We start from the raw sequence: 25,387 nt of genomic DNA on the forward strand, positions 1-25,387 counted from the left end.
GATCCGACCGCGGCAGCCCGATGATTCCGTGCCGCGGCGGAAGTCTTACTCCGGACCGCACCCTACGGAAGGTGGAACGATGACCGGCCTGCAGCACATCCTGGAGACGTACATAGGCGACGGACCGGTGCCCGGCGCGGTGACCCTGGTGGCACGCGGCGACCGGGTCGAGGTGCAGGCCGTCGGCTCGTCCGACGCCGAGGGCAGCTCGCCGATGGCCAGGGACTCGATCTTCCGCATCGCTTCGCTCACCAAGCCCGTCGTCGCCGCGGCGGTGATGATGCTGGTCGAGGAGGGCCGGCTCGGCCTGGCGGATCCGGTCGCGAAGTGGCTGCCGGAACTGGCGTCACCGGCCGTCGTCCGCACGCCGGACGGACCGGTCGACCAGGTGCGGCCGGCCACCGGACCGATCACCGTGTTCGATCTGCTCACCTCCCGCGCCGGATACGGCTTCCCCTCGGACTTCTCGCTGCCGGCGGTCGGCCTGCTGTTCAGCGAGCTGAAGCAGGGCCCGCCGCAGCCGCAGCTCGTCCCGGCACCGGACGCGTGGATGGCGGCGTTGTCCCGCATTCCGCTGCTGCACCAGCCGGGCGACGGCTGGCTGTACAACACCTCCTCGGACATCCAAGGGGTGCTGATCGCCAGAGCCTCCGGCCGCCCACTGCCCGAGTTCCTGGCTGAGCGGCTGTTCGAGCCGCTGGGCATGGCCGACACCGGATTCGAGGTGCCGCCCGGCAAACTCGACCGGTTCACCAGCTACTACCGAGTCGGCCCGACGGGCGAACGCGAGCTGGTCGACGCGCCCGGCGGCCAATGGAGCAGCCGGCCGGCGTTCCCGTCCGGCGCCGGCGGGCTGGTCTCGACCGTCGACGACTGGCACGCCTTCGCGCGGATGCTGCTCGCCGAGGGGAGCGTCGGCGGCCGCCGGCTGCTGTCGCCCACGTCGGTACGGCAGATGACCACCGACCACCTGACCGGGGCCCAGCGCGAGGCCGGGCGGCTGTTCCTGGAGGGCCAGGGCTGGGGCTTCGGCGGCTCGGTGGACATCGGGACCATCGACCCCTGGAACGTACCGGGACGCTACGGCTGGGTCGGCGGAACCGGAACGACCGCGCACCTCGTCCCGTCCACCGGCGCGGTCGCCATCCTGCTCACGCAACTGGAACTCTCCGGTCCGACCGCGCCGCCCCTGATGCGGGACTTCTGGCGGTACGCGGCCGGGGTCTGAGCAACGGACGGTCACCGCGGCGGCGGCCTGCCGCACCGCGCACTCATCGGCGTGGCATCCCACATCCCGTACCCCGGACTCCAGTTGACGGCTCCCGGCGAGGGAAGCGGCGCCGATTCCCTGGAGGCGAAGCGGCGCGCCGCTCCCGTACGGGAAGGAGCGGCGCTGTCCCGCCACCGGTTCGTAGCGCCAGGCGCCGGGGCCGGCCCGTCGCCCCTCAGATTCCGGGCGCCCCGACCCGGGTGTAGGTCACCGGTGCGCTGGTGCCGCCGGGGGTGATGACGGTGACACCGACGGGCCCGACGGCTCCCGGCAGAGCGTCGACGACGAGGTGGGTGTCGGAGACGACGGTGAAGCCGGCGGGGTCGGTGCCGATGAGCACCTGGGTCGCCTGGGCGAGGTTGGTGCCGGTCAGGGTGAGGGTGATGCCGCCGGCGGTGGGGCCTTGGTTCGGGACCACCGTCGTGACGACGGGGGCCGGCAGGTAGGTGTAGGTGACCGGGTTGCTCGTCCCCCCGGCGGTGGTGACGGTGACGTCGGCGAGGCCGGCGGCTCCCGCGGGGACCACGGCGGTGATCTGGCTGTCCGAGACCACCGTGAAGGTGGTGGCGGGGATGGCCCCGAAGCGTACCGCGGTGGCCTCGACGAGGTGGATGCCGGTGAGGGTGACGGTGTTCCCGCCCGAGAGCGGGCCCGAGAGCGGGGCGACGCCGGTGAGGACGGGGGCGCTGACGTAGAAGTAGGCGCTCGGGAGGGTGGCGCTACCGCCCGGGGTGGTGACGGTGACACCGACCGGACCCGCCGTCGCCGCGGGGACCACGGCGGTGATCTGCGTCGGGGACACCACCGTGAAGGAGGTCGCGGGGGTGGAGCCGAAGGTGACCGCGGTCGTTCCCGTGAAGTTGGTGCCGGTGAGGGTGACGGTGTTCCCCCCGGAGGTGGGGCCTTGGTTGGGGATGATGCCGCTCAGGGTGGGTGCCAGGGCGTAGGTGTAGGAGACGCCGTTGCTGGTGCCGCCGGCGGTCGTGACCGTGACCTGCACCGTGCCGGTGCCGGCCGGGGCGACCGCGGTGATGTGGGTGTCGGAGACGACGGTGAAGGAGGTGGCCGGCGTACTGCCGAACCGCACAGCAGTCGCGGTGGCCAGACCCGTACCGGTCAGAGTCACCGTCGTACCACCGGCCGGCGGCCCCGACGTGGGACTCACCGACGTCAGCACAGGCGCCGAAACCGACGTGTACGTGAACGACACACCGTTACTCGTACCACCCGGCCCCGTCACCGTGACCTGCACCGTCCCCGAACCCGCAGGCGCCACCGCAGTGATCTGCGACGCCGAATTGACCACGAACGACGCCGACACCCCACCGAACCGCACCGCCGTCGCACCCATGAAACCCGAACCCGTCAACGTGACCGACGTACCACCGGCCGGCGGCCCCGACGTAGGACTCACCGACGTCAACGCCGGTGCGGGGGTGGCGACATAGGAGAAGGTGACGAACTGGTTGCTGGTGCCGATGGGGGTGGTGACGGTGACCTGCACCGTGCCGGTGCCGAGCGGGGTGGTGGCAGTGATCTGGGTGTCGGAGAGGACGGTGAACGACGGCGTCGGGGTGGCGCCGAAGCGCACGGCGGTGGCACCGGTGAAGCCGGTGCCGGTGATCGTCACGGTGGTGCCTCCGCCGGAGGAACCCGAGGCGGGAGAGACGGAGAGGACTGCGGGTGTGGCTGCGGCCGGCGTCTGCGCGGCGGAAGCGGTTGGCGGTTCTGCTGAGCGATTCACGGCCATGGTCCTTCGAGAGCGTGAGCCCCGGCCGGCCGCCGAGGAGAAGCGCCGGGCCGAGGCTCGTCAGGTGAGCTGGGGGGGGGAGGGCCGGGCAGGGCAGGGCGCGCCCTGTCCGGACGGGTGGTGCGGTGCCTGGTCGGCGGACCAGGCGGTCAGTGGCTCGGGGTTCCGGTCAGATGCCGGGGCCGGCCAGGTAGGTGAAGTCAGCGGTGGCAACGCCACCAGTGGTGGTCACGGTGACCGTGGCGGGGCCGGGTGCTCCGTCCGGCGTCGGCGGGGTCACGACGGAAATGGTGGTGTCGCTGAGGACGGTGAACGGTGCGGGCGTGGCGCCGAAGAGGACCGACTGAGTGCTGCTGAGGTTGGTGCCGGTGATGGTCACCACGGTTCCGCCGCTGGCCGGGCCGGAGTTGGGGTTCAGCGTGGTGACGGTCGGGGCGTCGACGTAGGTGTAGGACAGGCCGTTGTTGGTACCGCCCGCGGTGGTGACGCTGACGCTCACCGGACCGGGGCCCGTGCCCGCCGGCACGGCGACGGTCAGCTGGCCGTCGTTGACCACGGTCGGGGTCGCCGTGGCGGCACCGAAGTGCACCGCGGTGGCGGTGGTCAGGCCGGTGCCGTTGATGGTGACGGTGTTGCCGCCCGCGGTGACGCCGGATACGGGGGAGATACTGGACTTGAAGGGCGCGCCTACGTAGTAGAACGACAGCGGGTTGCTGGTTCCGCCGGGGGTGGTCACGGTCACCGGAACCGTTCCGCTGCCCGACGGGCTGACGACGGTGACCGAGGTGGGCGTGTTGGCGGTGATGGTGGCTGTCTTGGTGCCGAAGTGCACGGCGGTGGCGCCGCCGAGGTTGGTACCGGTGATGGTGACGATGGTTCCGCCGCCGGTCGACCCCTGATTGGGAGAGATGGGCATGGCGATGCTCCTTCGGTGAAATGGGTGAGTGGGAGAGATCAGCCGAGGCCGGCGGCCGGGTCAGCCGCCGGCGTCGGGGTGGGCTGCCTGGTGCGTGGTGGCCGGTGCACCGGCCGGGCCGTCAGGTGCAGCCGATGACGCTGCCTGACGGAGCACAGTTGTCCGGGGTGTTGCCGCTCACGTTCGTGCCCAGCAGGGTCGCGCCCCCGGAGTTGACGTAGATGCCGCCGCCGCTGGATCCGGCGGTGTTACCGGTCACGGAGCTGCCGACCAGCGACACGGCACCGTTGTCGGTGTAGATGCCGCCCCCGGCGACGGCGGTGTTGCCGGTGACGGCACTGGTGAGCAGCGAGACGGTGCCCCCCAGGTTCGAGATGCCGCCCCCCGGCCAGGGGGAAACGGCGCTGCCGCCGCGGATGGTGACCCCCACCAGGCTCAACTGGCCTTTGGTTCCCGGAACGTTGGCGGCTCCCTGGACCTGGAGAATCCGGAATGCGGGTGCGCTCGGGTCACGGGCGATGGTGACGCCCACCCCCAGCAGGGTGATCGGGGTGGTGATGGGCGGGAGTCCGACCGGACCGGTGGGTCCGCTGCCGTGCGCGCTGGTGAGTTGGTAGGTGCAGAACGGCACCAGCGCCAAGGTGTCCCCGCCGGCCGCGTTGGCCGCTGTGATCGCGTTCACCAGCGCGGTCTCGCTGCACAGCACGGGGGTCTGGGCACGGGCTTCGTTCGGGACCGCGACCAGCCCGGCGGTCAGCGCCACGGTCAGGGCGCAGACACCGAGGATGGAGCGCAAGGTACGGACAGTTCGCATGACGTCCCCAGGAAGAGGTGACGTGAGCCGACGCACCGGCCGGTGCCGACGAGCGGCACGGCACGCTGCCTTGACATCCTCTGCGCAGGAGGGAACCCGCGGCGGCACCGGGGCGGCACCACCGGCAACGCTGAAGTGGGTCTTCGGGTAGGCGAGTTGCCCCTCCCCGAGAGGATGGGCGGCCCACCGGATTGGATGACCTCAGTAACCCACCCGAGTGAGCACGCCTGCAACGCTCTTGATGGTCCGTCACCCGGATGGCAGAGCGCGCTTCGGGCAGGGTGCACAACGTCGGTGGTGCGGGCGGTTCCGGGCCCTGCGCCACCCCGGCTGTCCGCCTTCGCCGGGCTCGGATGTCTGCACCCGGCGGGCCCGGATGTCTCTCCTCGACGAGCCCGGACCACCGCAGCAGGCACCACCTCTCCCGAGGGATCACGGCCCTACCCGAGGAGCCCCGACCCCGCCACTTGAGACCTTGGGTAACCGACTCGGCACGTTCAGCCATCACCCCGCTGCCGTCCGGTCCGCGCACGCCCGGTCCCTATGAGAGAGGAATCGCCCGGTGAGAGAGGAGTCCACCGGGCACCGGCGCCCCGAGACAGTTCACCGGCGGCCGGCCGGTCCGGAAGCCCCGGGCTTTCCGCAGCTCACGGCGGCCTTCCGCGTCCGGTACCGAGCGCGTCACGCGAGGGCCACGCCGGTTCAACACCACGGTCATGGCCGACCCTCCACGCTGGCTAGCGACGGCCCATCCACTCAAGAGGAGGCATCATGGCGTCGAATATCCGGAAGCGCATTCCCCATGTGATAGGTGCGTCTTTCCTGGCCCTGACGCTCACCGGAACGGTGGGCGCGATCACCGCGATGAGCAGTGAATCGCCTCAGACAGCGAACGCTTCCGCCCCGAGCAGCAACGAACAGACCACAGGTGCCACGACAACCGGTGCCACGATCGGTGGCGGAGGTGGAACCACAGGAGCCACCACCACCGGCGCGACCATCGGCGGCGGCGTCGGCGGGACCACAGGCGCCACCACGACCGGCGCCACCATAGGCGGCCTCGTGGGCGGCACGACCGGCGCGACCACCACGGGCGCCACCATAGGCGGCCTCGTGGGCGGCACGACCGGTGCCACCACCACAGGCGCCACCATAGGCGGCCTCGTGGGCGGCACGACCGGCGCGACCACGACCGGCGCGACCATCGGCGGCGGCCTCGGCGGAACCACAGGCGCCACCACTACCGGTGCGACGATCGGCGGTGGCGGCGGAGTGACCTGCCAGGTCCGCGTCGTGCAGGGCCGGCTCGTCCTCCTCCCGAGGGGCTGCAGGCTCGGTGGCGGGACCACGGGTGCCACCTCGACCGGCGCCACCATCGGTGGCAGGGTCGGCGGCACGACGGGCGCCACCACCACCGGCGCGACCATCGGCGGCGGCCTCGGCGGGACCACCGGTGCCACCACCACGGGTGCCACCATCGGCGGCGGCGTGGGCGGCACGACCGGTGCCACCACCACCGGCGCGACCATCGGCGGCGGCGTCGGCGGGACCACCGGTGCCACCACGACCGGTGCCACCATCGGCGGCGGCGTGGGCGGCACGACCGGTGCCACCACCACCGGCGCGACCATCGGCGGCGGCGTCGGCGGGACCACCGGTGCCACCACCACCGGTGCCACCATCGGCTGACACCAGCCACGCGCTGTGCAGAGCCTTCGGCGGCGGGGACGACCTGATGGTGGCAGCGGGCGCCTAGGAGCGCGCCCGCTCGGGGGACCTCCAAAGGGGGCGTGGGCCACCGTTCCCGCCGCCGAGCAGGTGGATTGGTAGTCAATCCTCCCCGCGACCGTCCACGTTCCGCGTCGGAACGGTGGTACCGATGCAGGACGGTCCTGGGGCCAAGCCCTCCCGGGTGACCCTCACCCGGGAGGGCTTGGCGCGCCCGCCCCGCAGGTCCGTGCAGGGGACGTGGGGGAAGGGGTGGTGGAAGGGGGTGGTGGAAGGGGGTGCCGCGGACCGGTTCCCCTCGGGAAGGAATCGCCGCGGAGCAGCGAACTCACCGGCCACCCGGGCTTGTTCGGCCGGATGGCAGGATGAGCGTCATGATGACGCGACTTCCCTTCGGAGACCGGTTACGGGAGGAGCTGGGGACGCCCGGGAAGCACCGGGCCCTTCAGAGCAGTCCCCGCTCACATGTCTGGCGCGTCGAGCTGGACGGGACACCGGTGGTGGTCAAGCAGCTCGTCGAGGCGCCGGATGCCGCCGAGCGGTATGCGCACGAGGTGGCGGCCCTCCGGCTCGCCTCCCGGTCCCAACCTGCCATCGTGCCCGCCTTGTTGGGCACCGACGACGCGGAGCGCGTCCTGGTCCTGGAGCACCTGGAGGCCCGCGAGCCGTCCCCCGACTGGCTCGTCGACTACGCCGCCACGCTCGCCCGGCTGCATGCCACCGGCACCCCCGAGGACGCCGGCCTCCTGCCGGTCTGGTCCGGCCCGGCGCAGGACGACATCGACTCCTTCCTCCGCCTCGCCGAGTCCCTGGACGTGTCCGTGCCGTCCTGCGCACCCGCTGAACTGGAGGCGCTCGTCGACCGGATCGGCCGGGCACCGGGGCACGCCCTGCTCCACGGAGACCCGTGCCCCGGCAACGACCTGCACACCGCCCAGGGCGTCAGGTTCATCGACTTCGAGCAGGCCGCGCTGGGCAGCGGCATCATGGAACTCGCCTACCTGCGCATCGGGTTCCCCACCTGCTGGTGCTCCACCGCGCCCACCGCCGCGCTCCTCGACCGCGCCGAGGCCGCCTACCGGGCCGCGTGGGCCGGAGCGACCGGCACCGAACCCCAAGGCGATCTCACCGGCGCCTGTGCCGGCTGGCTGCTGCGCGGCGACGCTCTGGTGCAGCGGGCGCACCGTGGCACCGTCGACCACCTGGCCCGGATCCCGGACCGGGACTGGAAGTGGGGTACGGCGACGGCCCGTCAGCGGCTTGCCTACCGGCTCGGTGTCGTCGCCCATCGGACGGCCGGGCGAGACGACCTCCGCGGACTGCACCGCCTCTGCGCCGACCTGCGCGGGCGCATGCTGACCCGGTGGCCCCGCCTCGGGCCGCTGCCCTCGCGGCGCCCGTAGCGGCCGGCCCGCGCAGCCGTCCGGCAGGGGCCTGCTTCAGGGCACGGGGTCAGGTACGGGTACCGGCCGGCGGGTGGACGCACGGCTGCCAACTGCGCCCCGGTGCCGTCCGCCTCAGGGCGACTGAGGGCGAACCACCCTCCCCCGTACGGCTGATGTGGTTGCGTCACCAGGCCGATGCCGCGGACATCGGCACCGCCGGACCATCGGAACATGACCGGACCGGAGACACCCGAGAAAGACACCTCCGACGAATCAACGCGGCCGCCCGGAGCGGCAGAGTCGGACGGCGGCCCCGCAGCCCCTGGACGGGCAAGGCGCCCCGCCGTTCGCCGGATGTCGGCGAAGCTGCACGGCCGGGCGGCGGAAGGCGTGCCCCGATGGGCCGTGTGGGCCGCATACGCCACCACACTGACCACGCTGCCCTCCTGCGTATGGCGGATCGCGGCCATGAACTTCCATGCGCCGCTGCTCGAACCCGCGAAGACGATGGTCCGTGGTCATGGGCCGGTGGTGTTCACCGGCTGGTGGTACGTGCTCGCGCTGAGCGTGGTCAGCGAGGCGCTGGCCTACCTGACCGTCGGGCTGGTCAGCGAGTGGGGCGAGGTGGTGCCGCGCTGGGTCCCCGGACTGGGCGGCCGCCGGGTGCCGGTCCTCGCCGCCGTCGTTCCCGCCGGCCTGGGCGCGACGGTGCTCACGCTGCTCTTCCCGTACGCACTGATCATGTCGGGCCTCGGCCGGATGCTCGACGGGACGCCCGGCTCGGGTGTGATCACGCACGGTTGGCAAACCGTCGCCTTCGCCGTTGCCTACGTGCCGTTGGCCGCCTGGGGCCCGCTGCTCGGAATCGTGACCGTGCACTACTACCGGCGCCGCCGCGCCCCCGGAGGGTTCACCGCAGCACCGCGGTGAACCCTCCGCGCGGGGCGCGGCGGCGGGAGGCCCTCCGGGGGCCGGCTCAGCCGAGGTGCGATCCGGTCTTCTCCAGGGCCTCGCGTACGGGCTGATAGAAGGACTCGCCGTTGGAAGCGCAGGTGCCGCGGCCGCCCGAGGTGATGCCCAGTGCGGTGTCGCCCTCGAAGAGCGGGCCTCCGCTGTCACCGGACTCCGCGCAGATGGAGGCCTGGACCAGGTCGTCGACCGGCCCTTCCTGGTAGTTGGCCGTCACCTCGACGGCGATGACGTCACCGCTGCGGAGGCGGGTGCTGCTGCCGCTGCGCCGCACCGGCTCGCCCACGATGGCGTCGCCGACCTTGCCGATGGCCTGCATGCTGCCGTTGTAGAGGTCCACCCGGCCGGGGTGCGCGTCGGTGGCGTCGGTGTACTTCGCGATCCCGAAGTCGTCGCCGGGGAAGGAGCCGGCCTCCGTCACGGCGAACTCCGGGCCCCCTTGCGAGGCGGACCAGCTCCGTACCGCGTTGGCACAGTGTCCGGCGGTCAGGAAGTACGGCTGCCCGTCCCTGATGACGTTGAACCCGAGCGAGCAGCGTGCGGCGGTCCCCCAGATGGCGTTGCCACCGGCGATCAGAGGCCGGAGCGCGCCGGGCGACTGCTTGAGGACGGCCCGGTCGCCGAGCGAGGCGACGACCTTCTTGAGCTGCGTCAGGCGGTCGCCGGTGACCGTCCGGTCGGCGACGACGACCACCTGGTTGGACTTGGGGTCCATCGCCCAGGACGTCCCGACGATCGTGGCCTTCTGCTTGAGGGTCGCGCGGGCGGCGTTCAGCGACGTCAGGGAGTGCCTGACGAGCTTGGCCTCGGCGCCGGCCCCGCGGACCTTGGCCGCGGCGGTCCGGGTGGTGACGTTGACGACGAGCTTGCGGTGCGGGGCGTCGTAGTAGAAGCCCGCCGCGTCGGGGCCGAGGGCGGAGCTGATGGTCCTGGCGCGCTGTGCGGCGGCGGTGGCTGTCGGGGGTTCGGCGTCGGCCTTGGCGGGGGCGGCCTGGGCGCTCTGCAGGGTGAGTGCGGCGGCGATCAGGGCCACCGTCCCCACACTGCCGAGGACGGTGCGGGACTGAGGTACGCGTGTGTGCTTCAACTCAAGACCTTTGGTGTGGAGTTGGGCCTGCAGGGGATATCCGGTCCCGCGGGAGGCGGGCGTATTTTCCCCTCCCCCGTGACGATGTCGTGCCGGCGGCCGCCCCGTCCTTCGCGCGGGAATTCCCGCGCGCCGGCGACGGCACAGGAGATCGCTCTATATCGCCGTACCGCTCCTACCGGACACCATCTGCGTCGACATGTGCTGCCTCGTCATATGCCTTGCCCTTGTGAGTAATCGGCGCCACAGGCGGCCGGTGGGTGTGGCTCGGCGGAATGGAATCATTCTTTCCTGCACCGGCTGCGCGCTACACCCACCCGGCCACAGCTCCGCAGGAATCACCTGTACGGCCGGTGGCGCAACCGGTCGGCATCCGGATATCACCGCACCCGTCCGCGCTCCATGACGTTCGCGCGGGGAATGCTCCCCGGCCGGCACATACGGCGGACTTCCGCTGACGAAGCCCCCAATCCGCGAGTGTGTTCCCTGAATCCGCTCCGTGAACGCGTAATGAATTCCCTCCGCCGCCGATGCACTCCGTCAAACGCGTTTCGCGAAGAACTCATGCCCTCTGCCGCTATCACACGCCGGATCCCATGATGCGTACGGCACTCACAAGGCGCTGCGCCGTACGAGTGAAATCGGGTAGCTCTTCTATGCACGGGACACGGGGCGATGGGTGAATCGAGGTATCCGCGCGACGGGCCGCCCATTCCTCCGCACGGGCCGGATCAGCCGTTCTCCCGGTCCCCGGCGACCCCACTCGCGCCTCCCTCCGCACGTGCGTGGTCGTCATGGGCCTGGGCGTTCCCCCGCAGGAGGCCCTCGTGCACGATCTCCCCAGGCCGTCGTCCCGGTCCACCGCCACGGCCGGCCGCGTCGTCGGCCGCATCGGTGCGGACGGGCCGTCGGCGAAGGACGGCACACGCCCCGGCCGCCCCCAGCGGCTGCCGTCCCTGACCGGTCTGCGGTTCGCGGCCGCGGGCGGGGTCGTCTTCACCCACGGTTCCCTGCTGGTCGATCCTCACCTCGCGCAGACCCTCGGGCCCGAAGTGTGGGTGGGGGCGAGTGCGGTGTCGCTGTTCTTCATTCTGAGCGGCTATGTGCTGACGCATTCCGCCCGCCCGGCCGACACCGCCCGCGCCTTCTGGCGCCGGCGGGCCGCGAAGATCCTGCCCAATCACGTCCTGACCTGGTGTGTGGTGGTGGCCGCGCTCGCCTGTGCCGGTGCGGCCGCCGCCACGCGCGCCTCCGCATGGCCGGCGAACCTCGCCAGTCTCCTTCTGGTGAACACCTGGGTCCCCACTCGGCAATTCGTCTCCGCGGGCAATCCGGTTTCCTGGTCCCTGGCCGCCGAGATGTTCTTCTATCTTCTCTTCCCCCTGCTCCTGCCGTGGGCCGAAAGGCTGTCCCGCCGGGGGCTGTTGATCGGTGCGGGAACCGCCGTCGCCGTCGTCTGGATCTGCCCGGCGCTCTACGAATTCGTCCTCAACCCGGGCGGTCCGTCGTTCCCCGGATACTGGTCCCTGTACATGCTGCCGGTCACACGGCTGCCCGAATTCGTCCTCGGCATGTTGCTGGCCCGCATGTCCGCGACGGGAATGCGGATTCCGCGTATCGGTGTGCTCCCGGCGGCGCTGGGCGTCATCAGCACGATCGTGGTGAACAGCGCGTTCCTGCCGCGCAGCTTCCTGTACGCGGCTTCGACCGCGGTGCCGCTCGCCGTGCTCGTCCATGCGACCGCGGAGCTGGACCTGCGCGGCAGGCGGTCCCTGCTGCGCGCGCCCGCCCTGGTGTTCCTCGGTGAGATCTCCTACGCCATGTACCTCGTCCATTTCCTGGTGCTGGGCCTGATGTACCTGGCCCTGACGGGGCAGGGATGGAGCAGCCTCGCCGCGGTGCTGGCCGGCCTTCCCGTCGTACTGCTGGCCTCGTGGCTGATGTACGCGGGCGTGGAACGGCCGTGTGTGCGGCGCTTCTCCGTGTCGCGCCGGGCCCGTGCTCGTACCGCCACGACTTCGTGAACACGCCCCCGCTCACCGGTGGCACGTGCGGCGCGTACCCGCCCCCCGGAGTCCGCCCGGCACACCCCGCCCGCCCGGCGTCCCGCGTCCGCCCTCCGTACCGGTGTCAGCGCTCCCCCCTCAGGACCACCTCCAGGACTACCTCGGAAAGAAGCCCCCCATGATGAGTACGCGAAGCGCGCAGATCGCCGCCCACCGGCCCCGTTACCAGGACGAGCTGGCCCGTGGGCTGGACCGGTTCTTCGAACCGCGGCGCACCACATGCCCCTGGTGCAGCTCCTCGCGGCTGCGCGGGCACCTGCGCACCACCGACCACCCCCAGCACAAGCCCGGGACGTTCGTCCTCGACCGGTGCCGCAGTTGCGGCCATGTGTTCCAGAACCCCCGGCTGAGCGCCGACGGGCTGGATTTCTACTACCGGGACTGTTACGACGGCCTGGGCGAGGCGACGATGGCGCGGCTGGCCGGTTCGCCCCTCGCGGTGCGGCTCTACCGGGCCCGCGCCCGCGCGCTGCTCCCGTTCGGCCGCCCGTTGCGCTGGCTGGACGTGGGCACCGGTCACGGCCACTTCTGCGCCGAGGCCCGCAGGGTCCACCCGGACACCCAGTTCCACGGGCTCGACTGGGGCGAGGGCGTGGAGATCGCCGCACGCGAGGGCCGCATCGCGCGGGCCTACCGGGGCTCCTTCGTCGGAATGGCGGGCCAACTCGCCTGCCAGTACGACGTCGTGAGCATGCACCACTATCTGGAACACACCCTGGCGCCACGGCAGGAACTGGCCGCCGCCCACACCGCGCTGCGGCCCGGCGGTCACCTTCTGGTGGAGGTGCCCGACCCGGAATCGGCATCCGCCCGGCTGCTCGGCCAGTGGTGGGGCCCGTGGCTCCAGCCGCAGCATCTGCACTTCGTCCCCCTGGACAACCTGTGCGGGGCGCTGGCCGAGCAGGGTTTCACCGTCGTGGCCACCGACCGGCACGAGCCCCATGTCCCCACGGATCTGACGTCGGCGGCGGTGAACCTGCTCAAGTCCGTTCTGCCGAGCGAGGATCTGCCGTGGCTGCCCGAGCGGCCGGGAGCGCTCAGCCGCTGGGCCCGCCGGCTGGGCCTGCTGGCCGTCGCGCCCGTGCTCCTCGTCCTCATAGGGATCGACTTCGCGCTGGCCCCGCTCACCCGGCGCACCCGGCTGTCCAACGCCTACCGGGTGGTCGCCCGCCGCGACTGACCCCGGCGCCGGGCCGCCCGCGCAGGCGCCCCGCCGCCCTTGGGGGAACGCAGCCCGGCCCTCGTCCACCACACAACTGCGGGTGTTCTCCCGCGTTTTCGGCTGAACAAGAAGTTCATCGGTACACCACCCGAGTGAAGCCGAGCGCGGCCGGAATCCTCGCAGCCGACGAAACGGAACACTGCCGACCATGCACATCCTGATCGCTACCGCAGGTTCGCACGGGGACGTGGCTCCTTACACCGGCCTGGGGACCCGGCTGCATCGCGCCGGGCACCGGGTGGTGATGGCCACACACGAGCGCTCGGCCGAACTGGTGCGCCGCAGCGGCCTGGGCTTCCACCCCCTGCCGCTCGACCGGTACGCCACCTCTCACAAGGACGACGCGCAGGGGCAGGGGCAGGGACGGGGGAAGGGCGCCGGCCTCTCCAAGGTCGAACAGATACAGCTGGCACGGGAGTTGGCCCCGGAGATGGCCGACGCGGTCGCGGGCGCCTGCGCCTCGGGGGCCGACGTCCTCCTGTTCTCCAGCAGCCTGGCGCCCCTGGGGCTGGTGGCGGCGGAGGGACTGCGACTGCCCAGCGTCGGCGTGTTCCTGCAGCCGCTGGAGCCCACCCGGGAGTTCCCGCCGGTCATCTTCGACATGCCGTCGTGGGGGCCGTTCGCCAACCGGGCCCTGGGACAGTGCGCCCAGTCGTTGCTGGCCCGGGCCTTCGCCCCCGGGGTGCGTCATCTGCAGCGCAGCCTGGGCGTGACGCCGCAGGCCCTGGCCCGGCGCCGGACGACCTGGCCCGTCCACCACGGATTCAGCCCGGCGGTGGTGCCGCGGCCCGCCGACTGGCGGCCGGGCATGGAGGTAGCGGGCTACTGGTGGCCGTCGGAGCCCCCCGGCTGGACGCCGGATTCCCGGCTGGCCGACTTCCTCCGGTCCGGCCCGCCACCGGTGTTCATGGGCTTCGGCAGCATGGCGCCGAGCGATCCGGAACGGCTCGGGCGCCTCCTGGTGCGCGCCCTGCGGCTCGCCGGGGTGCGCGGTGTCGTCCAGTCGAGCTGGGCCGGTCTGTCGGTCGAGGGGGACGACGTCCTGACGGTGGGCGAGGTCCCGCACGCCCGGCTGTTTCCGCAGATGGCGACCGTGGTCCACCACGCGGGCGCCGGGACCACGGCCGCCGGCCTGCGCGCGGGCGTGCCCGCGGTACCCGTGCCGATGATGCTGGACCAGCCCTTCTGGGCGGCGCGGCTCATCTCACTGGGCGTCAGCCCCGGGAGGATTCCCTTCCGGCGGCTGACGGCGGAGAATCTCGCGGCCGCGGTGCGCAGGGCGGTGCACGACCCCCGCTACGGGCGCCGCGCCCGGCAGGTGGCGGCGCTGCTCGCCACGGAGGACGGCGCGGGCCGGGTGCTGGCGGCGGTGGAGCAGTTGGCGGGAGGTGACAGCGCCGGGGGCCGGGGAGGCGGCACGGAGGGCCGAGGTCCCGGCCGCTGAGGTGACGTGACGTGCGGCGGCGCGCAGGAGCGGGTATCAACACGCGGCCCCGCGGACGGACCTCGCGGCTGCCCGGCCGGCCTGTCCGGACCGTCCAGAGCCCGGACCGCCGGGCCGGCAACGGCAGGTCCGGCCGCCTGCCCCCGGCGGGACGCCGGTGCGCGCCTCAGCCGACGGAGGCCATGAAGCGCACCATGCGGTCATTGACCGCCTCCGCATGGTCGATCTGGGGTCCGTGGCCCGTGTCGGAAACGATCTCGACGCGGGCGCCGGGCACCAGGCGCGGGACGCGCTCCTGCTGCCGTCGCGGATGCACCAGCAGGCTCCGCTTGCCGAGCAGCAGATAGAGCGGGGTGCGGATACCGCGCAACTCCGCTTCGGTGAGGGGAAGCGGCGCGGGGCGGCGGATGCGGTAGGCGCGCACACCCAGCCGCACCATCGCGCGCAGCTCCGGCACCACCAGGACCGGCTGGTCGAGCCAGGCGGCCAGGCGGGGGCGCAGCGCCTTCGGCGCGCAGGTCGCGAAGAGGCTGACGAAGATCCAGACGAAGAACCGCAGGCCCACCTTCTCCAGGCCACCGGGGTCCAGCAGGGTGACCGAGGCCAGCCGGCCGGGCCGGTGCAGCGCCTGGTTCAGGGCGAGCCATCCGCCGTAGGAGGACCCGACGAGGTGGACGCGGTCGAGCCCGAGCCCTTCGAGGGCCTCGTCGAGCCACTGGGCGGCACGTGCGGGCTGGTGGATCGGTTCGCGGTGCGTGCTGCGGCCCGGATCGCCCGGGGTGTCGAGCGCGTAGACCGGGCGCTGCGCGCGAAGGGCGGCGACGTTCGGGTACCACTGCGCGGAGTTGCCGCCGGCGCCGTGCAGCAGGACGGCCGGGGTGCGGGCCGCGGCGCCGGGGTCCGCCGGCGCGTAGTGGTAGACGTGCGTGGTCCCGAAGCGGGTTTCCACGTCGCACTCCCCGCTCGGGGCCGGCCCCAGCGCGTGGACGGCGTCGCACGCGGCGAAGTAGCGGTCGCGGACGGCCTCGTTCACATAGCGGCCGACGGCTCGGTCGCGGTCGTGCGTCATGGTGTCGGGCACAGCGGGCCACCTCCGGGACAGCAGGTTTAGTGGTACCACCGTATCACTAAAATGGTACAGCGGTATCATGCAGTCGATCCCGCAGGCCGGACGGAACGAACGAGGCGGAGGGCACCGGCTGATGCCGAAGCGCGTGGACCACGAGGAGCGGCGCACCCAGATCGCCGAGGCACTGGTCCGGGTCGCCGGGCGGCGCGGACTGCACGCCATCGGGATGCGCGATGTCGCGGCCGAGGCAGGAGTGTCCCTGCGGCTGGTGCAGTACTACTTCGAGACCAAGGAGAAGCTGCTGCTCCATGGGCTGCACCAGCTGACCACCGGACTCGGCGCCCGGGTCGCCGACCGGGTCCGGGCCGTCGGCGAGGCACCCGGACCGCGCGAGACGATCGAGGCCGTGCTCCTCGAAGCGCTGCCCACCGACGAGGAGAGCCGGACCTTCCACCTCGTCTACACCTCCTACGCCGTGCTCTCCGTGACGGACGAGGCCCTGGCCGCCCAGCCGTTCATCGACGGCCCCCATGCCGCCGAGGAGCTGGTGGCCGGCCAGCTGGAACGGGCGCGCGAGGCCGGCCTCACCGCGCCCGGCGTGGACGTACGCACCGAGGCGATCAGCCTGCTCGCCCTGTCCGCGGGCCTGGGCACCAGCGTCCTGGTGGGCCAGCGCACCCCGGAGGCCGCCACGGCCGTCCTCCGTCACCACCTGGACCGGCTCTTCCCCGGCGACGGGTGAACCGGCCCCGCCGACAGGCGACTTGCGGCGTCGGCGGCCCGCGCGACCTGCCGTGCGCCCCCGCACCCGAATTGCGTCGACACCCGCGAATTGCGGAATTAGCCTCGGCCTCCGGGAGCACCCCGCGCGCCTCTTCCCTGAGCGCCTGCGCACCGGCGATGACGCTCCCGGGGAAGGAATCCGCATGACCGAGGCGTTGACGCGGCGACTCGTCACCGCCGTCCACGAGGACGAGGTGGACCGGGCCGAGGCGCTCCTGCGGCAGGGCGCCTCCCCGTCCGCACCGGACCCCGACGGGGACACGCCGCTGTACCTCGCCGCGGTCAGCGGGCGCACGGAGATGGTGCGGCTGCTCCTCGAAGCGGGCGCCGCGCCCGATGCGGAGAGCAGGGGAGGGCCGGGAAGCGAAGGTCTGCCGCTGTGTGCGGCCGCGTCCTGGGACCACTGGGAGGTGGTGCGCGAACTGCTCGCCCACGGCGCCGACCCCGACCGGCGCGAGGACGACGGCACGTCCTTCACCCCCCTGATGTGGGCGGCTGCCGGCGGCCACCACCGCACCGCCCGCCTCCTGCTCGAAGCGCATGCCGATCCCGACGCGGACCAGGGCGGGCGCACCCCGTTGATGGCGGCGGCCGAGCGGGGGTCGATCGCGGTGGTGCGGGCCCTGCTGCGCCACGGCGCCGATCCTCGCCGCACCGACCCGGAGGGGCGTACGGCAGCGAGCATCGCCCGCGCGAAGTGCGGCAAGGACCTCGCGGACGAGCTGCGGGAGCGAGCGCGCTCCGCCCCCGCCGGCCGGTGCGAGGTCCTGCGCAGTCCCCGTCCCGAGGGCACGGAGCTGATCGAGGTCACGGTCAGCGCACCGGACGGAACCGCCGGGGCCACCTGGCAGGCGGAAACGGGGCACGCCGCGATCGTGGCGCTGCTGCGGGAACACCCGCGGGACTGAGGACCGTCGGCGGGACGGCGGGGGCGGCCGGCGCGGTGCCCGTGGCGTCCTGCCACACACCAGGTCACTTCTCCTCCGGACGGTGGGCCGCCGGGCCCGTGCGCCTCGCGACCCGGGCACCTCGCATCCCACGCGCCCCGGCACCCTTGCCGTGCAAGGCCGTTGGGGCACATCGGTAGAGTGACCGGCCGGGGAACACGAGCCGTTCCGGGAGAGTCATATGGCCGAAGCGGGTCCGTTCCGGCGCGGGGAAGGGGCGGGGCGCACCGACCGGAGCGTGGGGAGCCGGCAGCTCGCCGCGATGCTGCCCGACCCGGCGCAGGCGCGTCCGGCCTATCGCCACCTGGCCCGAGCGATCAGCGCGCTGATCCTGGACGGACGTCTCGCGCTGCACGTCAGGCTTCCCGCCGAACGGGAACTGGCCCTCGCCCTGAACACCAGCAGGGCCACCGTCACCGCCCTGTACGACCTGCTGCGCGAGAGCGGTTACGCGCACAGCCGCCGGGGCTCCGGTACCTGGACGGCCCTGCCGGAGGGCCGGGCCCCCAGTGGCATCACCCGGCTCCTGGGCCCCCAGGACCCCGCGATCGACCTGGCCAGGGCCGCCCCCGGACTGCCGGAGCAGGCCCTTCTCGACGCCCTCGTCCAGGTCGCCCCGCGCCTGGCCGAGCATGCGCACACCCCCGGCTACCACCCCTACGGCCTCCCGGAGTTGCGTGCCGCCGTCGCCGAACGCTTCACCCGGCGGGGGCTGGCCACCGTGCCCGAACAGATCCTGGTGACCGCCGGCGCCCAGCACGCGCTCACCCTCGTCCTGGGGCTGCTGTGCCGACCCAGTGACCGGGTCCTGGTCGAGAACCCGTCGTACCCGAACGCGCTGGAGGCCCTGCGCCGCGCCCGGCTGCGCACCCTGTCGGTCCCGGTGACCGATACGGGCTGGGACATCGAGATCGCCGAATCGACGTTCCGCCGGGCGGTTCCCCGACTCGCCTATCTGATCCCGGACTTCCACAATCCGACCGGCTGCCTCATGCCCGACGAGGAGCGGGTCCGTGTTCTGCGCGCCGCGGGGCGCTGCGGCGCATGGCTGGTCGTCGACGAGACCCTGGCGGACCTCGCGCTCGACGTCCCCGCCCCGCCGCCCTTCGCCTCCCGCGCCACGCCCGGCGGGGCGGGCCAGGTCATCACCATCGGTTCGATGAGCAAGACCCATTGGGGCGGTCTGCGCATGGGCTGGCTGCGCGCCCCCGCGCGACTGGTCACCGAACTCGCCGGGCAGCGTGTCGCCACCGACATGGGCGGCTCGGTCCTGGACCAGCTGCTGGCCGTCTCGTTGCTGGCCCGCGCCGGGGAACTGCTGCCGGCCCGGCTGGAACAGCTGCGCCGGCAGCGGGAGGCGCTGACCGCGGCCCTGGCCGAGCAGGTGCCGCAGTGGAGATGGCAACTGCCGCCCGGTGGGCTGTCGTTGTGGGCCGATCTCGGCGCCCCGGTCGCCTCGGCGCTGGCCGACCGGGCCCTGGACCACGGGGTGCGGGTCGAGGGCGGTACACACTTCGCCCCCGACCCGGGCCTGTTCGAGCAGCGGCTGCGCATCCCGTACACCGCGTCTCCCGACATCCTGCGTGACGCCGTGCGCCGCCTGGCCGCCGCCTTCGCGGAGGGCCCGGCACCGTCACGTACCGGCCGGCGGGAGCACTGGATCGTCTGAGCCGTCCGCCTCGGACCCGCTTGCGGGCGCGCCCTGTCGGGGGGCCGCCACCCGGTGCGCGCCGCACCGGAGTTGGCGTCCTCCCCCGAGCTCCCGCAACGCCGCCCGGCACCACCGCGACCACCAGGAGACGGTCTCGCCCCTCCGGCCACATTAGTCGGATAATTGCTTCATTTGGCCTTTCTTCTGGATTGTGTAAAGCCTTTGGTGTTGGCCGGATTTGGCGGGCTTCGCGGGTGCATTCTCTGTCCTGCCCGGCCATCGGCGGGGCATCTCGCACCATGGCAATGCAGAAAGGCAATCCTCGATGACTGACGGATTCAAGCGCGCCATCGCCCTCGGCGCCGCCACCGTTGCCCTCGCCGGAGGCGCCCTCCTCTCCTCGGTGGGCGTCGCCTCGGCCGCGCCGTCGCACCCCGGAGACCACTCGCCCACGCGACACATCGACAGGGGGCGGTGCCACATGGTCCACGGGCACTGGACCCGGACCTGGCACCCGGCCTGGCGTGACCGGCACGGCGTGCGTCACCCCGGCTACTGGACCCGTACCTGGCACCGGGAGCACCTGGTCTGCCGCCGCCACTGACCGCTCCCCCTGTTGCAGGGCCCCCGAGTCGCCACGGACTCGGGGGCCCTGCCCCTTTGCACACAGAGCGATGTACGCACGCCGAGACCTCGCGCGGTACCGGGGCGGCCCCGCGGCGGCAGGAAGGCCCGGGCGTCAGCGCACGCCGTGCGGCCGGAACTGGACGCTGATCCGGGGTCCCGCCGCGTGGGCGCTCTTGGGGATGGCGTGTTCCCAGGTCCGCTGGCAGGAGCCGCCCATGACGAGCAGGTCGCCGTGTCCGAGCGGGTGCCGTACGGCGTGGCCGCCGCCCCGTGGGCGGAGCAGCAGATCGCGCGGCGCCCCCACCGACAGGATGGCGACCATGGTGTTCTCGCGTCTGCCGCGGCCGATGCGGTCGCCGTGCCAGGCGACGCTGTCGCGGCCGTCCCGGTAGTAGCAGAGTCCGGCGGTGGTGAAGGGTTCGCCGAGTTCGGTGGCGTAGTGGGCGGAGAGCGCGTCCCTCACCTCGTCGAGCACGGGGTGCGGCAGCGCGTCGCCGGCCCGGTAGAAGGCCAGCAGCCGCGGTACGTCCACCACCTGCTCGTACATCCGCCGGCGCTCGGCCTGCCAGGGCACCTCGGCGGCGAGCCGCGCGAACAGGGCGTCCGCCCCGCTCAGCCATCCGGGCAGCAGGTCGAGCCAGGCCCCGTCGCCGAGCCCGGTCCTGCGCAGCCCGTCCAGCGGGCCGAGAGACATCTCGTCGGCCTGGTCGAAGAGCGAGCCCTGGAGGTGCGTGGCCATGCTGCCAGGGTACCCAATAATCGAATATGTGTTCTGTGCGCCGTTGCGCGCCGGGCGTCCGGCTCCGTCGGTCCGGCGCGCGGCAGCCACCACGCGCCGGACCGGCCGGCGCCACGCCCCCACGAGCGCCCACCCGGCCGGCCTTGCCTGTGCGGGGCGCCGGGCGCACGCTGAAGACATGGGCAACGGAGACGGCCCTACGCTCATCACTTCCGTCCAGCGCGCCTTCCGCCTGATGGAGGCCGTGGGTGCGCACGAGGGCGGCGCACCGGCGAAGCAGCTGGCACGCGAGACCGGATTGCCGCTGGCCACCACCTATCACCTGCTGCGCACACTGGCTCACGACGGGTACGTCCGGAAGCTGGAGGACGGCGGCTTCGTCCTGGGAGACCGGCTGGAGACCCTGCATGCCGGCGGTCAGGGGCAGGCCCTGCTCAACCGGGTCCGCCCCGCGCTCGCCGCGCTGCGGGACGAGCTGTCGGCCGCCGCCTACCTGACCTTCTACGAGGACGGCGAGATCCGCGTCGCCGAGATCGTCGACGGCCCCCGGGCGCCCCGGGTCGACCTGTGGGTGGGCTTCGAGGAGGCCGGGCACGCGACGGCGCTGGGCAAGTGCGTGCTGCGCGAACTGGACGACGAGGCCCGCGACGACTACCTCTCCCGCCACCCCCTCGCCGACCTCACGCCCCGCACCATCACGGGCCGCGCCGAGCTGCTCCGCACGCTCGACACCCTGCCCACGGCGCCGCTGGTCACGGACATGGAGGAGTACGCGCTCGGCACGTTCTGCGTCGCGGTGCCGGTCTACAGCGGTCAGACGCTCGGATCCCTCGGCGTATCGCTCCGGGCGGACCGGGTGTCCCGTATCGACGAGGTCCGCAACCGGCTGCTGCCCACCGCGAGCCGTGTGACCAGGGGACTCTCGCTCACTATCTGAAATCCCGGCCCTTGCCGCTTCCCCACAGATGCCGCTTTCCTTATGGAAACGGACATTTTCCACGTGCCAGTGCACTGAGTAGGGAAGCGAGCCTCGGACCACTCCATGCGCCAAGCCCCGATCCATCGCCCCGACCGCCACCGGCCGCGGTGGCAGCCCACGAAGCCGTTCTCCGCCCTGCGGGCAGCCGTCCGACACCTCGTTCCGCCCCGGGGCGACGAGGCGTCCGGTGCGGCGGGCGCCCGCCTGCACTACACCTCCGGCGCGCCGGTGCTGATCATTGCGGCCGTGGCGATCCTCGCCTTCTCCGGCGGGACGGGGATGGCGTGGCTGCCGCTGCTCGCCGTGGGCCCCGCGCTGGCCGCGGCCACCAGCGGGCCGTGGGGAGTACTCCGGATCGGCGTCCTGGCGGTGGCACTGGGTGCGGCGCTGGGGGTGCACGGTGGTGCGCCGGGCACCGAGCAGGCGATCGTCCTGTCCACGCTGTCCGCCGTGACGCTGGCCAGCGCTCTGGCCAGTGCCCTGCGCAGGCGCCGCGAGCAGGTGCTGGCCGCCGTGCGCTCCGTCGCCGAGGCCGCCCAGCACGCCTTCCTCAAGCCGGTGCCGACGACGGTCGGGCACTTCCAGACGGCGGTCCGCTACAGCGCCGCCGCGGCCGAGGCCCGGGTCGGCGGGGACCTGTACGCGCTGGTGCCGACGCCGTACGGGGTCCGGCTGATCGTGGGCGACGTCCGGGGCAAGGGGCTGCCTGCGGTGGGCATCGCCGCGCTGGTTCTGGGCGTGTTCCGGGAAGCGGCCTACGACGAGCCGGACCTGCTCGACGTGGTCCACCGGATCGAGCGGAGCCTCGCCCGCAACCTGGGTCCCGACGACTTCGTCACGGCGGTGCTGGCCGGCTATCCGGAGGACGGCCGGATGGAGCTGGTCAACTGCGGGCACGCCGCTCCGCTCCTGGTCCACGACTCCGGTGTGCTGCCCGTCGATCCTGTCCGTCCGGCCCCGCCCCTGGGCCTGCGGTCCCTGGCCGGCGAGGCCCCCGCCCTCCAGGAGATCGCCCTGTCCGACGGCAACCAACTGCTGTTCTACACCGACGGCGTGACCGAGGCCCGCGACCACCGGCGGGAGTTCTACCCGCTCCCGGAACGGCTGTCCCGGCACCTGACGGAAGACCCCTCCCGCACCCTCGCCGCGCTGCACGAGGACCTGCTCGCGCACGTCGGCGGCGAACTGCACGACGACGCCGCCATGCTCCTGCTGCGGAAGCCTGCCGGTGCGCCGGCGGCACCGGAAGAAGCCGGCCCGCCGGCCGGACGGTGCTGCTCCCCTCGGATGGCCGCCGAAGAGCAGCACCTCGGCGGAGGTGTGCGGTGTGGCGGCGAACCGGAGGACGGGTGCCGGTGGTGAGCTGAGTACAGTCGGCCATGTGGGCCGTTCCGGACGGCCCACGGCACGGTACGCACCTGCTGAGGAGCGCCTCGTATGTCGAAACCACCGCTTCCCGACGCCGCGGTCGCCATGTTGGGCAAGGCGAATCCGGCCGTCATCACGACGCTGCGGCCGGATGGGCAGCCGGTGTCCACGGCCACCTGGTACCTCTGGGACCACGGCCGGATCCTGGTCAACATGGATGAGGGCCGCAAACGGCTGGAGCACGTCCGCAACGACCCGCGGGTCTCGCTGACCGTGCTGGACGAGGGCAACTGGTACACGCACCTCAGCATCGTCGGCCGGGTCGCCGCGTTCCGTGACGACGACGGGCTCGCGGACATCGACCGGCTGGCGCGGCAGTACCTCGGCACGCCGTATCCGCAGCGGGACCGCCGCCGGGTCAGTGCCTGGATCGAGATCGACCGCTGGCACGGCTGGGGCAGCATGAAGGACAGCAGCCAGGCGGGCTGACCACGGCAGCGGCCGGCCGCCTCTCCGGGCGCGTCACTTCTCGGCCAGGAGGCCCTTGCGCAGGGTGGCGAAGGCGCGGGCCAGCAGGCGGGAGACGTGCATCTGGGAGATCCCGAGTTCCCTGCCGATCTCGGCCTGCGTCATCTCCGCCCCGAAGCGCAGCCGCAGGAGGGTGCGGTCGCGGTCGTCGAGTTCGGCCAGGTGCGGCTTGAGGGCCTGGACGTCCTCGGCCAGGGCGAGGGCGGGGTCCTCGGTGCCGATGAGGTCGGCGACGAGTCCGGTCTGCCCCTTGGCGCCGGCCTGGACGGGCCGGTCCATGGAGTCGCTGTCGTAGCCGTTGCCGGCCACCAGCCCTTCCGCCACCTCGTCCGCCGGCAGGTCCAGACGGGCCGCGAGGTCGGCGACGGTGGGCTCGTGGCCGCCCTCGCTCTCCAGCTCCTCCCGGGCGCGGGCCAGGTCGATACGGAGTTCCTGCAGGCGCCGCGGCACACGCACCGACCAGGTGGTGTCGCGGAAGAACCGCTTGATCTCGCCCTGGATGTAGGGGACGGCCAGCGTGGTGAACTCCACGTCGCGGGCGGGGTCGTAGCGGTCGATCGCCTTGATCAGACCGATCGTCCCGACCTGCAGGACGTCCTCCGCGGAGTCCCTGCGGCTGGAGAAGCGGCGGGCGACGTAGCGCACCAGGGAGAGGTTCATCTCGATGAGGGTGTTGCGCGCGTACTGGTACTCGGGCGTGCCCTCCTCCAGGTCGTGCAACCGCTCCAGGAACCGCCGGGACAACTCCCGTGCGTCGCAGGGCGCGACCCGCTGCGGGACCTGGATGTGTGGCAGCACCGTCGCAGCCGGAACGGTGCTCTCCTTCGATGTGGTCCGCGGCTCCGTCCCGGCGTTCACGGTGCTGATGCTGCTCATGCTCGTGGCTCCCGCCTGTTGCTGAGCCCCCGTCGGACGCTCCCCTACCCGACGCCGCCACAGGCATGTCCCGCCGCCTGTCCTTCCTTGCCCGCGCCGCCGGGCCGCCGGGACCGTCGCATGGGGCCACGGCCAGTCGACGGGTGTCCGGGGCTCGTCCTCTCCGGTGCAGGTGTCCCCGGCGTCCACAGCACGTGCAGCCGACCGCGGTCCGTGCGGGTCACCTCGACGCGTACAACTCCGGCCGGGCGTCGGTCTCCAGGCGGCGGACGTGCGTGGTCCCGTCGAGGCAGGCGGTGAGTTTGGCGAAGGTGTCGGCGGACGGGTGGCGCCGGGTGAGGGCGAGGATATTGCGGGTGACGAGCCGGCGGCAGTTGATCCGGTCCCGCTTCGCGGCCAGTTCGGGCCGGACGCCGCGAAGGCCGCCATCATGGTCTGCTGGAACGCGGCCTGGGCGTCGGGGAATTCGAAGAGCGTCGGCCCGTTGTACTCCCCCGCCACCACCGGCCGCTCGTAGCCGTGCCGGCGCATCATCCGGCGGACGGTCGCCACCTGCTCGGGGATGTCGTGCGGGTCGCCGTAGAGGTGGACGGAGAAGAGGGCGAAGGCGTCGCGACCGTGGGCGAGGACATGGCCGAAGAACTGCCGGGCCGGGCCGTCGGCGGGACCGGCGAGCACGTCGTAGCCGCACCCGCCGGGGACGACCCGCGCGTCCGGGTCGGCGGCGCGCACCCGGCGGTGGAGGGCGGTGAGCTGCTCGACGTGATCCGGCGCGGTTCCGGCCCACAGGAGCCCGGTGTTGCTGGGCTCGTTGTCGCACTGCCAGTAGTGGACGCGGCCCCGGCAGAGGGCCGCGAGATCGCCGACGAAGCGCGCGCAGTGCCGCGGGTCGCGGGCGGGCGACGACGGCAGGAAGCCGGTCGCGTGCCGGGTCGCCCACGGGGAGCTGGAGCACCCGGTCACCCACACCTCGTCGGCCGGGTCCAGCTGGCCGAGGACCGCATCGACGGCCGTCCAGGCGTAGCACCCCGGCTCCGGTTCGACCTGGCCCCAGTGGACGTAGACCCGCACCTGATGCGCCGCCGGTACGGGCTCCACTCGCCGCAGCAGCTCGGCGAGGCCATCACCGCCGCCCGCGCGCCGGCCGCCGAGGGCGGGCGCGACCCCCT

The 25,387-nt window shown here is 72.8% G+C and carries 21 protein-coding genes; 14 read left to right on the forward strand and 7 right to left on the reverse strand.

The window, feature by feature from the left end; translation table 11 throughout:
- Positions 1-79 precede the first annotated feature (79 nt).
- Positions 80-1,228, forward strand: a complete 1,149-nt coding sequence (locus tag K7396_RS01065; protein ID WP_086719392.1) for a serine hydrolase domain-containing protein — start codon at positions 80-82, stop codon at positions 1,226-1,228.
- Between the two features lie 217 nt (positions 1,229-1,445).
- Here K7396_RS01065 and K7396_RS01070 read toward each other — a convergent pair whose 3' ends face one another.
- The 3 genes from K7396_RS01070 to K7396_RS01080 form a co-directional block, all read right to left on the reverse strand.
- Positions 1,446-3,020, reverse strand: coding sequence for an IPT/TIG domain-containing protein (locus K7396_RS01070; protein ID WP_086719393.1), 1,575 nt, complete (start codon positions 3,018-3,020; stop codon positions 1,446-1,448).
- A 169-nt stretch (positions 3,021-3,189) separates the two neighbouring features.
- Positions 3,190-3,936: an IPT/TIG domain-containing protein gene (locus tag K7396_RS01075; RefSeq protein ID WP_086719394.1), complete on the reverse strand. Its 747-nt coding sequence runs from the start codon at positions 3,934-3,936 to the stop codon at positions 3,190-3,192.
- Positions 3,937-4,057: 121 nt separating this feature from the next.
- The gene (locus tag K7396_RS01080) at positions 4,058-4,750 is read right to left on the reverse strand and encodes a right-handed parallel beta-helix repeat-containing protein (RefSeq protein ID WP_223659537.1); all 693 of its coding nucleotides are present in this window, start codon (positions 4,748-4,750) and stop codon (positions 4,058-4,060) included.
- Between the two features lie 771 nt (positions 4,751-5,521).
- Here K7396_RS01080 and K7396_RS01085 point away from each other — a divergent pair.
- The 3 genes from K7396_RS01085 (at position 5,522) to K7396_RS01095 (ending at position 8,793) form a co-directional block, all read left to right on the forward strand.
- A complete protein-coding gene (locus K7396_RS01085) occupies positions 5,522-6,439 on the forward strand; it encodes a hypothetical protein (protein ID WP_170314243.1) in 918 nt (305 codons plus the stop codon).
- Between the two features lie 413 nt (positions 6,440-6,852).
- Complete coding sequence (locus K7396_RS01090) at positions 6,853-7,881, forward strand: fructosamine kinase family protein (RefSeq protein WP_152104244.1); 1,029 nt, start codon at positions 6,853-6,855, stop codon at positions 7,879-7,881.
- A 336-nt stretch (positions 7,882-8,217) separates the two neighbouring features.
- Positions 8,218-8,793 carry a hypothetical protein gene (locus K7396_RS01095; RefSeq protein ID WP_086720000.1) on the forward strand — a complete coding sequence of 192 codons (576 nt, stop codon included), beginning with the start codon at positions 8,218-8,220 and terminating at the stop codon, positions 8,791-8,793.
- Between the two features lie 46 nt (positions 8,794-8,839).
- Here the strand turns inward: K7396_RS01095 and K7396_RS01100 are convergent, their stop codons facing one another.
- Entirely contained in the window at positions 8,840-9,919 is a 1,080-nt protein-coding gene (locus K7396_RS01100; RefSeq protein WP_086719998.1) for a S1 family peptidase, read from the reverse strand.
- An 827-nt stretch (positions 9,920-10,746) separates the two neighbouring features.
- Here K7396_RS01100 and K7396_RS01105 point away from each other — a divergent pair.
- The 3 genes from K7396_RS01105 (at position 10,747) to K7396_RS01115 (ending at position 14,651) form a co-directional block, all read left to right on the forward strand.
- Complete coding sequence (locus tag K7396_RS01105; RefSeq protein ID WP_223659539.1) at positions 10,747-11,943, forward strand: acyltransferase family protein; 1,197 nt, start codon at positions 10,747-10,749, stop codon at positions 11,941-11,943.
- Between the two features lie 160 nt (positions 11,944-12,103).
- Positions 12,104-13,165, forward strand: a complete 1,062-nt coding sequence (locus K7396_RS01110) for a class I SAM-dependent methyltransferase (RefSeq protein ID WP_086720311.1) — start codon at positions 12,104-12,106, stop codon at positions 13,163-13,165.
- Between the two features lie 190 nt (positions 13,166-13,355).
- On the forward strand, positions 13,356-14,651 hold the full coding sequence (locus tag K7396_RS01115; RefSeq protein ID WP_086720310.1) for a glycosyltransferase: 1,296 nt from the start codon (positions 13,356-13,358) through the stop codon (positions 14,649-14,651).
- 166 nt (positions 14,652-14,817) lie between these two features.
- Here the strand turns inward: K7396_RS01115 and K7396_RS01120 are convergent, their stop codons facing one another.
- Positions 14,818-15,720 (reverse strand): alpha/beta fold hydrolase, encoded by a 903-nt coding sequence (locus tag K7396_RS01120; protein ID WP_086720316.1) that lies wholly within the window; start codon positions 15,718-15,720, stop codon positions 14,818-14,820.
- A 133-nt stretch (positions 15,721-15,853) separates the two neighbouring features.
- On the opposite strand from K7396_RS01120, the gene K7396_RS01125 reads away from it, so the two are divergent.
- From K7396_RS01125 to K7396_RS01140, 4 genes are all read left to right on the forward strand, one after another.
- Positions 15,854-16,462, forward strand: a complete 609-nt coding sequence (locus K7396_RS01125) for a TetR/AcrR family transcriptional regulator (RefSeq protein WP_086720315.1) — start codon at positions 15,854-15,856, stop codon at positions 16,460-16,462.
- 184 nt (positions 16,463-16,646) lie between these two features.
- On the forward strand, positions 16,647-17,411 hold the full coding sequence (locus tag K7396_RS01130) for an ankyrin repeat domain-containing protein (protein WP_086720309.1): 765 nt from the start codon (positions 16,647-16,649) through the stop codon (positions 17,409-17,411).
- A 220-nt stretch (positions 17,412-17,631) separates the two neighbouring features.
- Positions 17,632-19,119 carry a MocR-like transcription factor YczR gene (gene yczR, locus K7396_RS01135; protein ID WP_086720308.1) on the forward strand — a complete coding sequence of 496 codons (1,488 nt, stop codon included), beginning with the start codon at positions 17,632-17,634 and terminating at the stop codon, positions 19,117-19,119.
- A gap of 307 nt (positions 19,120-19,426) precedes the next feature.
- A complete protein-coding gene (locus tag K7396_RS01140; protein ID WP_086720307.1) occupies positions 19,427-19,705 on the forward strand; it encodes a hypothetical protein in 279 nt (92 codons plus the stop codon).
- A gap of 135 nt (positions 19,706-19,840) precedes the next feature.
- On the opposite strand, the gene K7396_RS01145 is transcribed toward K7396_RS01140, so the two are convergent.
- A complete protein-coding gene (locus tag K7396_RS01145) occupies positions 19,841-20,467 on the reverse strand; it encodes an alpha-ketoglutarate-dependent dioxygenase AlkB (RefSeq protein WP_086720306.1) in 627 nt (208 codons plus the stop codon).
- Positions 20,468-20,645: 178 nt separating this feature from the next.
- Between K7396_RS01145 and K7396_RS01150 the strand changes: the two genes are divergently transcribed.
- The 3 genes from K7396_RS01150 (at position 20,646) to K7396_RS01160 (ending at position 23,303) form a co-directional block, all read left to right on the forward strand.
- Positions 20,646-21,404, forward strand: a complete 759-nt coding sequence (locus K7396_RS01150; RefSeq protein ID WP_086720305.1) for an IclR family transcriptional regulator — start codon at positions 20,646-20,648, stop codon at positions 21,402-21,404.
- A 105-nt stretch (positions 21,405-21,509) separates the two neighbouring features.
- Positions 21,510-22,808 carry a PP2C family protein-serine/threonine phosphatase gene (locus K7396_RS01155; RefSeq protein ID WP_086720304.1) on the forward strand — a complete coding sequence of 433 codons (1,299 nt, stop codon included), beginning with the start codon at positions 21,510-21,512 and terminating at the stop codon, positions 22,806-22,808.
- Positions 22,809-22,883: 75 nt separating this feature from the next.
- Positions 22,884-23,303, forward strand: a complete 420-nt coding sequence (locus K7396_RS01160) for a PPOX class F420-dependent oxidoreductase (protein WP_086720303.1) — start codon at positions 22,884-22,886, stop codon at positions 23,301-23,303.
- Between the two features lie 33 nt (positions 23,304-23,336).
- Here the strand turns inward: K7396_RS01160 and K7396_RS01165 are convergent, their stop codons facing one another.
- Positions 23,337-24,218: a SigB/SigF/SigG family RNA polymerase sigma factor gene (locus K7396_RS01165; RefSeq protein ID WP_086720314.1), complete on the reverse strand. Its 882-nt coding sequence runs from the start codon at positions 24,216-24,218 to the stop codon at positions 23,337-23,339.
- Positions 24,219-25,387: the final 1,169 nt, after the last annotated feature.

The sequence above is a fragment of the Streptomyces angustmyceticus genome (assembly GCF_019933235.1).
Taxonomy (GTDB): Bacteria; Actinomycetota; Actinomycetes; order Streptomycetales; family Streptomycetaceae; genus Streptomyces; species Streptomyces angustmyceticus.

Excerpts from the sequence above, each read along its gene's own strand:
- K7396_RS01065 (WP_086719392.1), top strand. The coding sequence starts at position 80 with ATGACCGGCCTGCAGCACATCCTGGAGACGTACATAGGCGACGGACCG.
- K7396_RS01070 (WP_086719393.1), bottom strand. The coding sequence starts at position 3,020 with ATGGCCGTGAATCGCTCAGCAGAACCGCCAACCGCTTCCGCCGCGCAG.
- K7396_RS01075 (WP_086719394.1), bottom strand. The coding sequence starts at position 3,936 with ATGCCCATCTCTCCCAATCAGGGGTCGACCGGCGGCGGAACCATCGTC.
- K7396_RS01080 (WP_223659537.1), bottom strand. The coding sequence starts at position 4,750 with ATGCGAACTGTCCGTACCTTGCGCTCCATCCTCGGTGTCTGCGCCCTG.
- K7396_RS01085 (WP_170314243.1), top strand. The coding sequence starts at position 5,522 with ATGGCGTCGAATATCCGGAAGCGCATTCCCCATGTGATAGGTGCGTCT.
- K7396_RS01090 (WP_152104244.1), top strand. The coding sequence starts at position 6,853 with ATGATGACGCGACTTCCCTTCGGAGACCGGTTACGGGAGGAGCTGGGG.
- K7396_RS01095 (WP_086720000.1), top strand. The coding sequence starts at position 8,218 with ATGTCGGCGAAGCTGCACGGCCGGGCGGCGGAAGGCGTGCCCCGATGG.
- K7396_RS01110 (WP_086720311.1), top strand. The coding sequence starts at position 12,104 with ATGATGAGTACGCGAAGCGCGCAGATCGCCGCCCACCGGCCCCGTTAC.
- K7396_RS01115 (WP_086720310.1), top strand. The coding sequence starts at position 13,356 with ATGCACATCCTGATCGCTACCGCAGGTTCGCACGGGGACGTGGCTCCT.
- K7396_RS01120 (WP_086720316.1), bottom strand. The coding sequence starts at position 15,720 with ATGACGCACGACCGCGACCGAGCCGTCGGCCGCTATGTGAACGAGGCC.
- K7396_RS01125 (WP_086720315.1), top strand. The coding sequence starts at position 15,854 with ATGCCGAAGCGCGTGGACCACGAGGAGCGGCGCACCCAGATCGCCGAG.
- K7396_RS01130 (WP_086720309.1), top strand. The coding sequence starts at position 16,647 with ATGACCGAGGCGTTGACGCGGCGACTCGTCACCGCCGTCCACGAGGAC.
- yczR (WP_086720308.1), top strand. The coding sequence starts at position 17,632 with ATGGCCGAAGCGGGTCCGTTCCGGCGCGGGGAAGGGGCGGGGCGCACC.
- K7396_RS01140 (WP_086720307.1), top strand. The coding sequence starts at position 19,427 with ATGACTGACGGATTCAAGCGCGCCATCGCCCTCGGCGCCGCCACCGTT.
- K7396_RS01145 (WP_086720306.1), bottom strand. The coding sequence starts at position 20,467 with ATGGCCACGCACCTCCAGGGCTCGCTCTTCGACCAGGCCGACGAGATG.
- K7396_RS01150 (WP_086720305.1), top strand. The coding sequence starts at position 20,646 with ATGGGCAACGGAGACGGCCCTACGCTCATCACTTCCGTCCAGCGCGCC.
- K7396_RS01155 (WP_086720304.1), top strand. The coding sequence starts at position 21,510 with ATGCGCCAAGCCCCGATCCATCGCCCCGACCGCCACCGGCCGCGGTGG.
- K7396_RS01160 (WP_086720303.1), top strand. The coding sequence starts at position 22,884 with ATGTCGAAACCACCGCTTCCCGACGCCGCGGTCGCCATGTTGGGCAAG.
- K7396_RS01165 (WP_086720314.1), bottom strand. The coding sequence starts at position 24,218 with ATGAGCAGCATCAGCACCGTGAACGCCGGGACGGAGCCGCGGACCACA.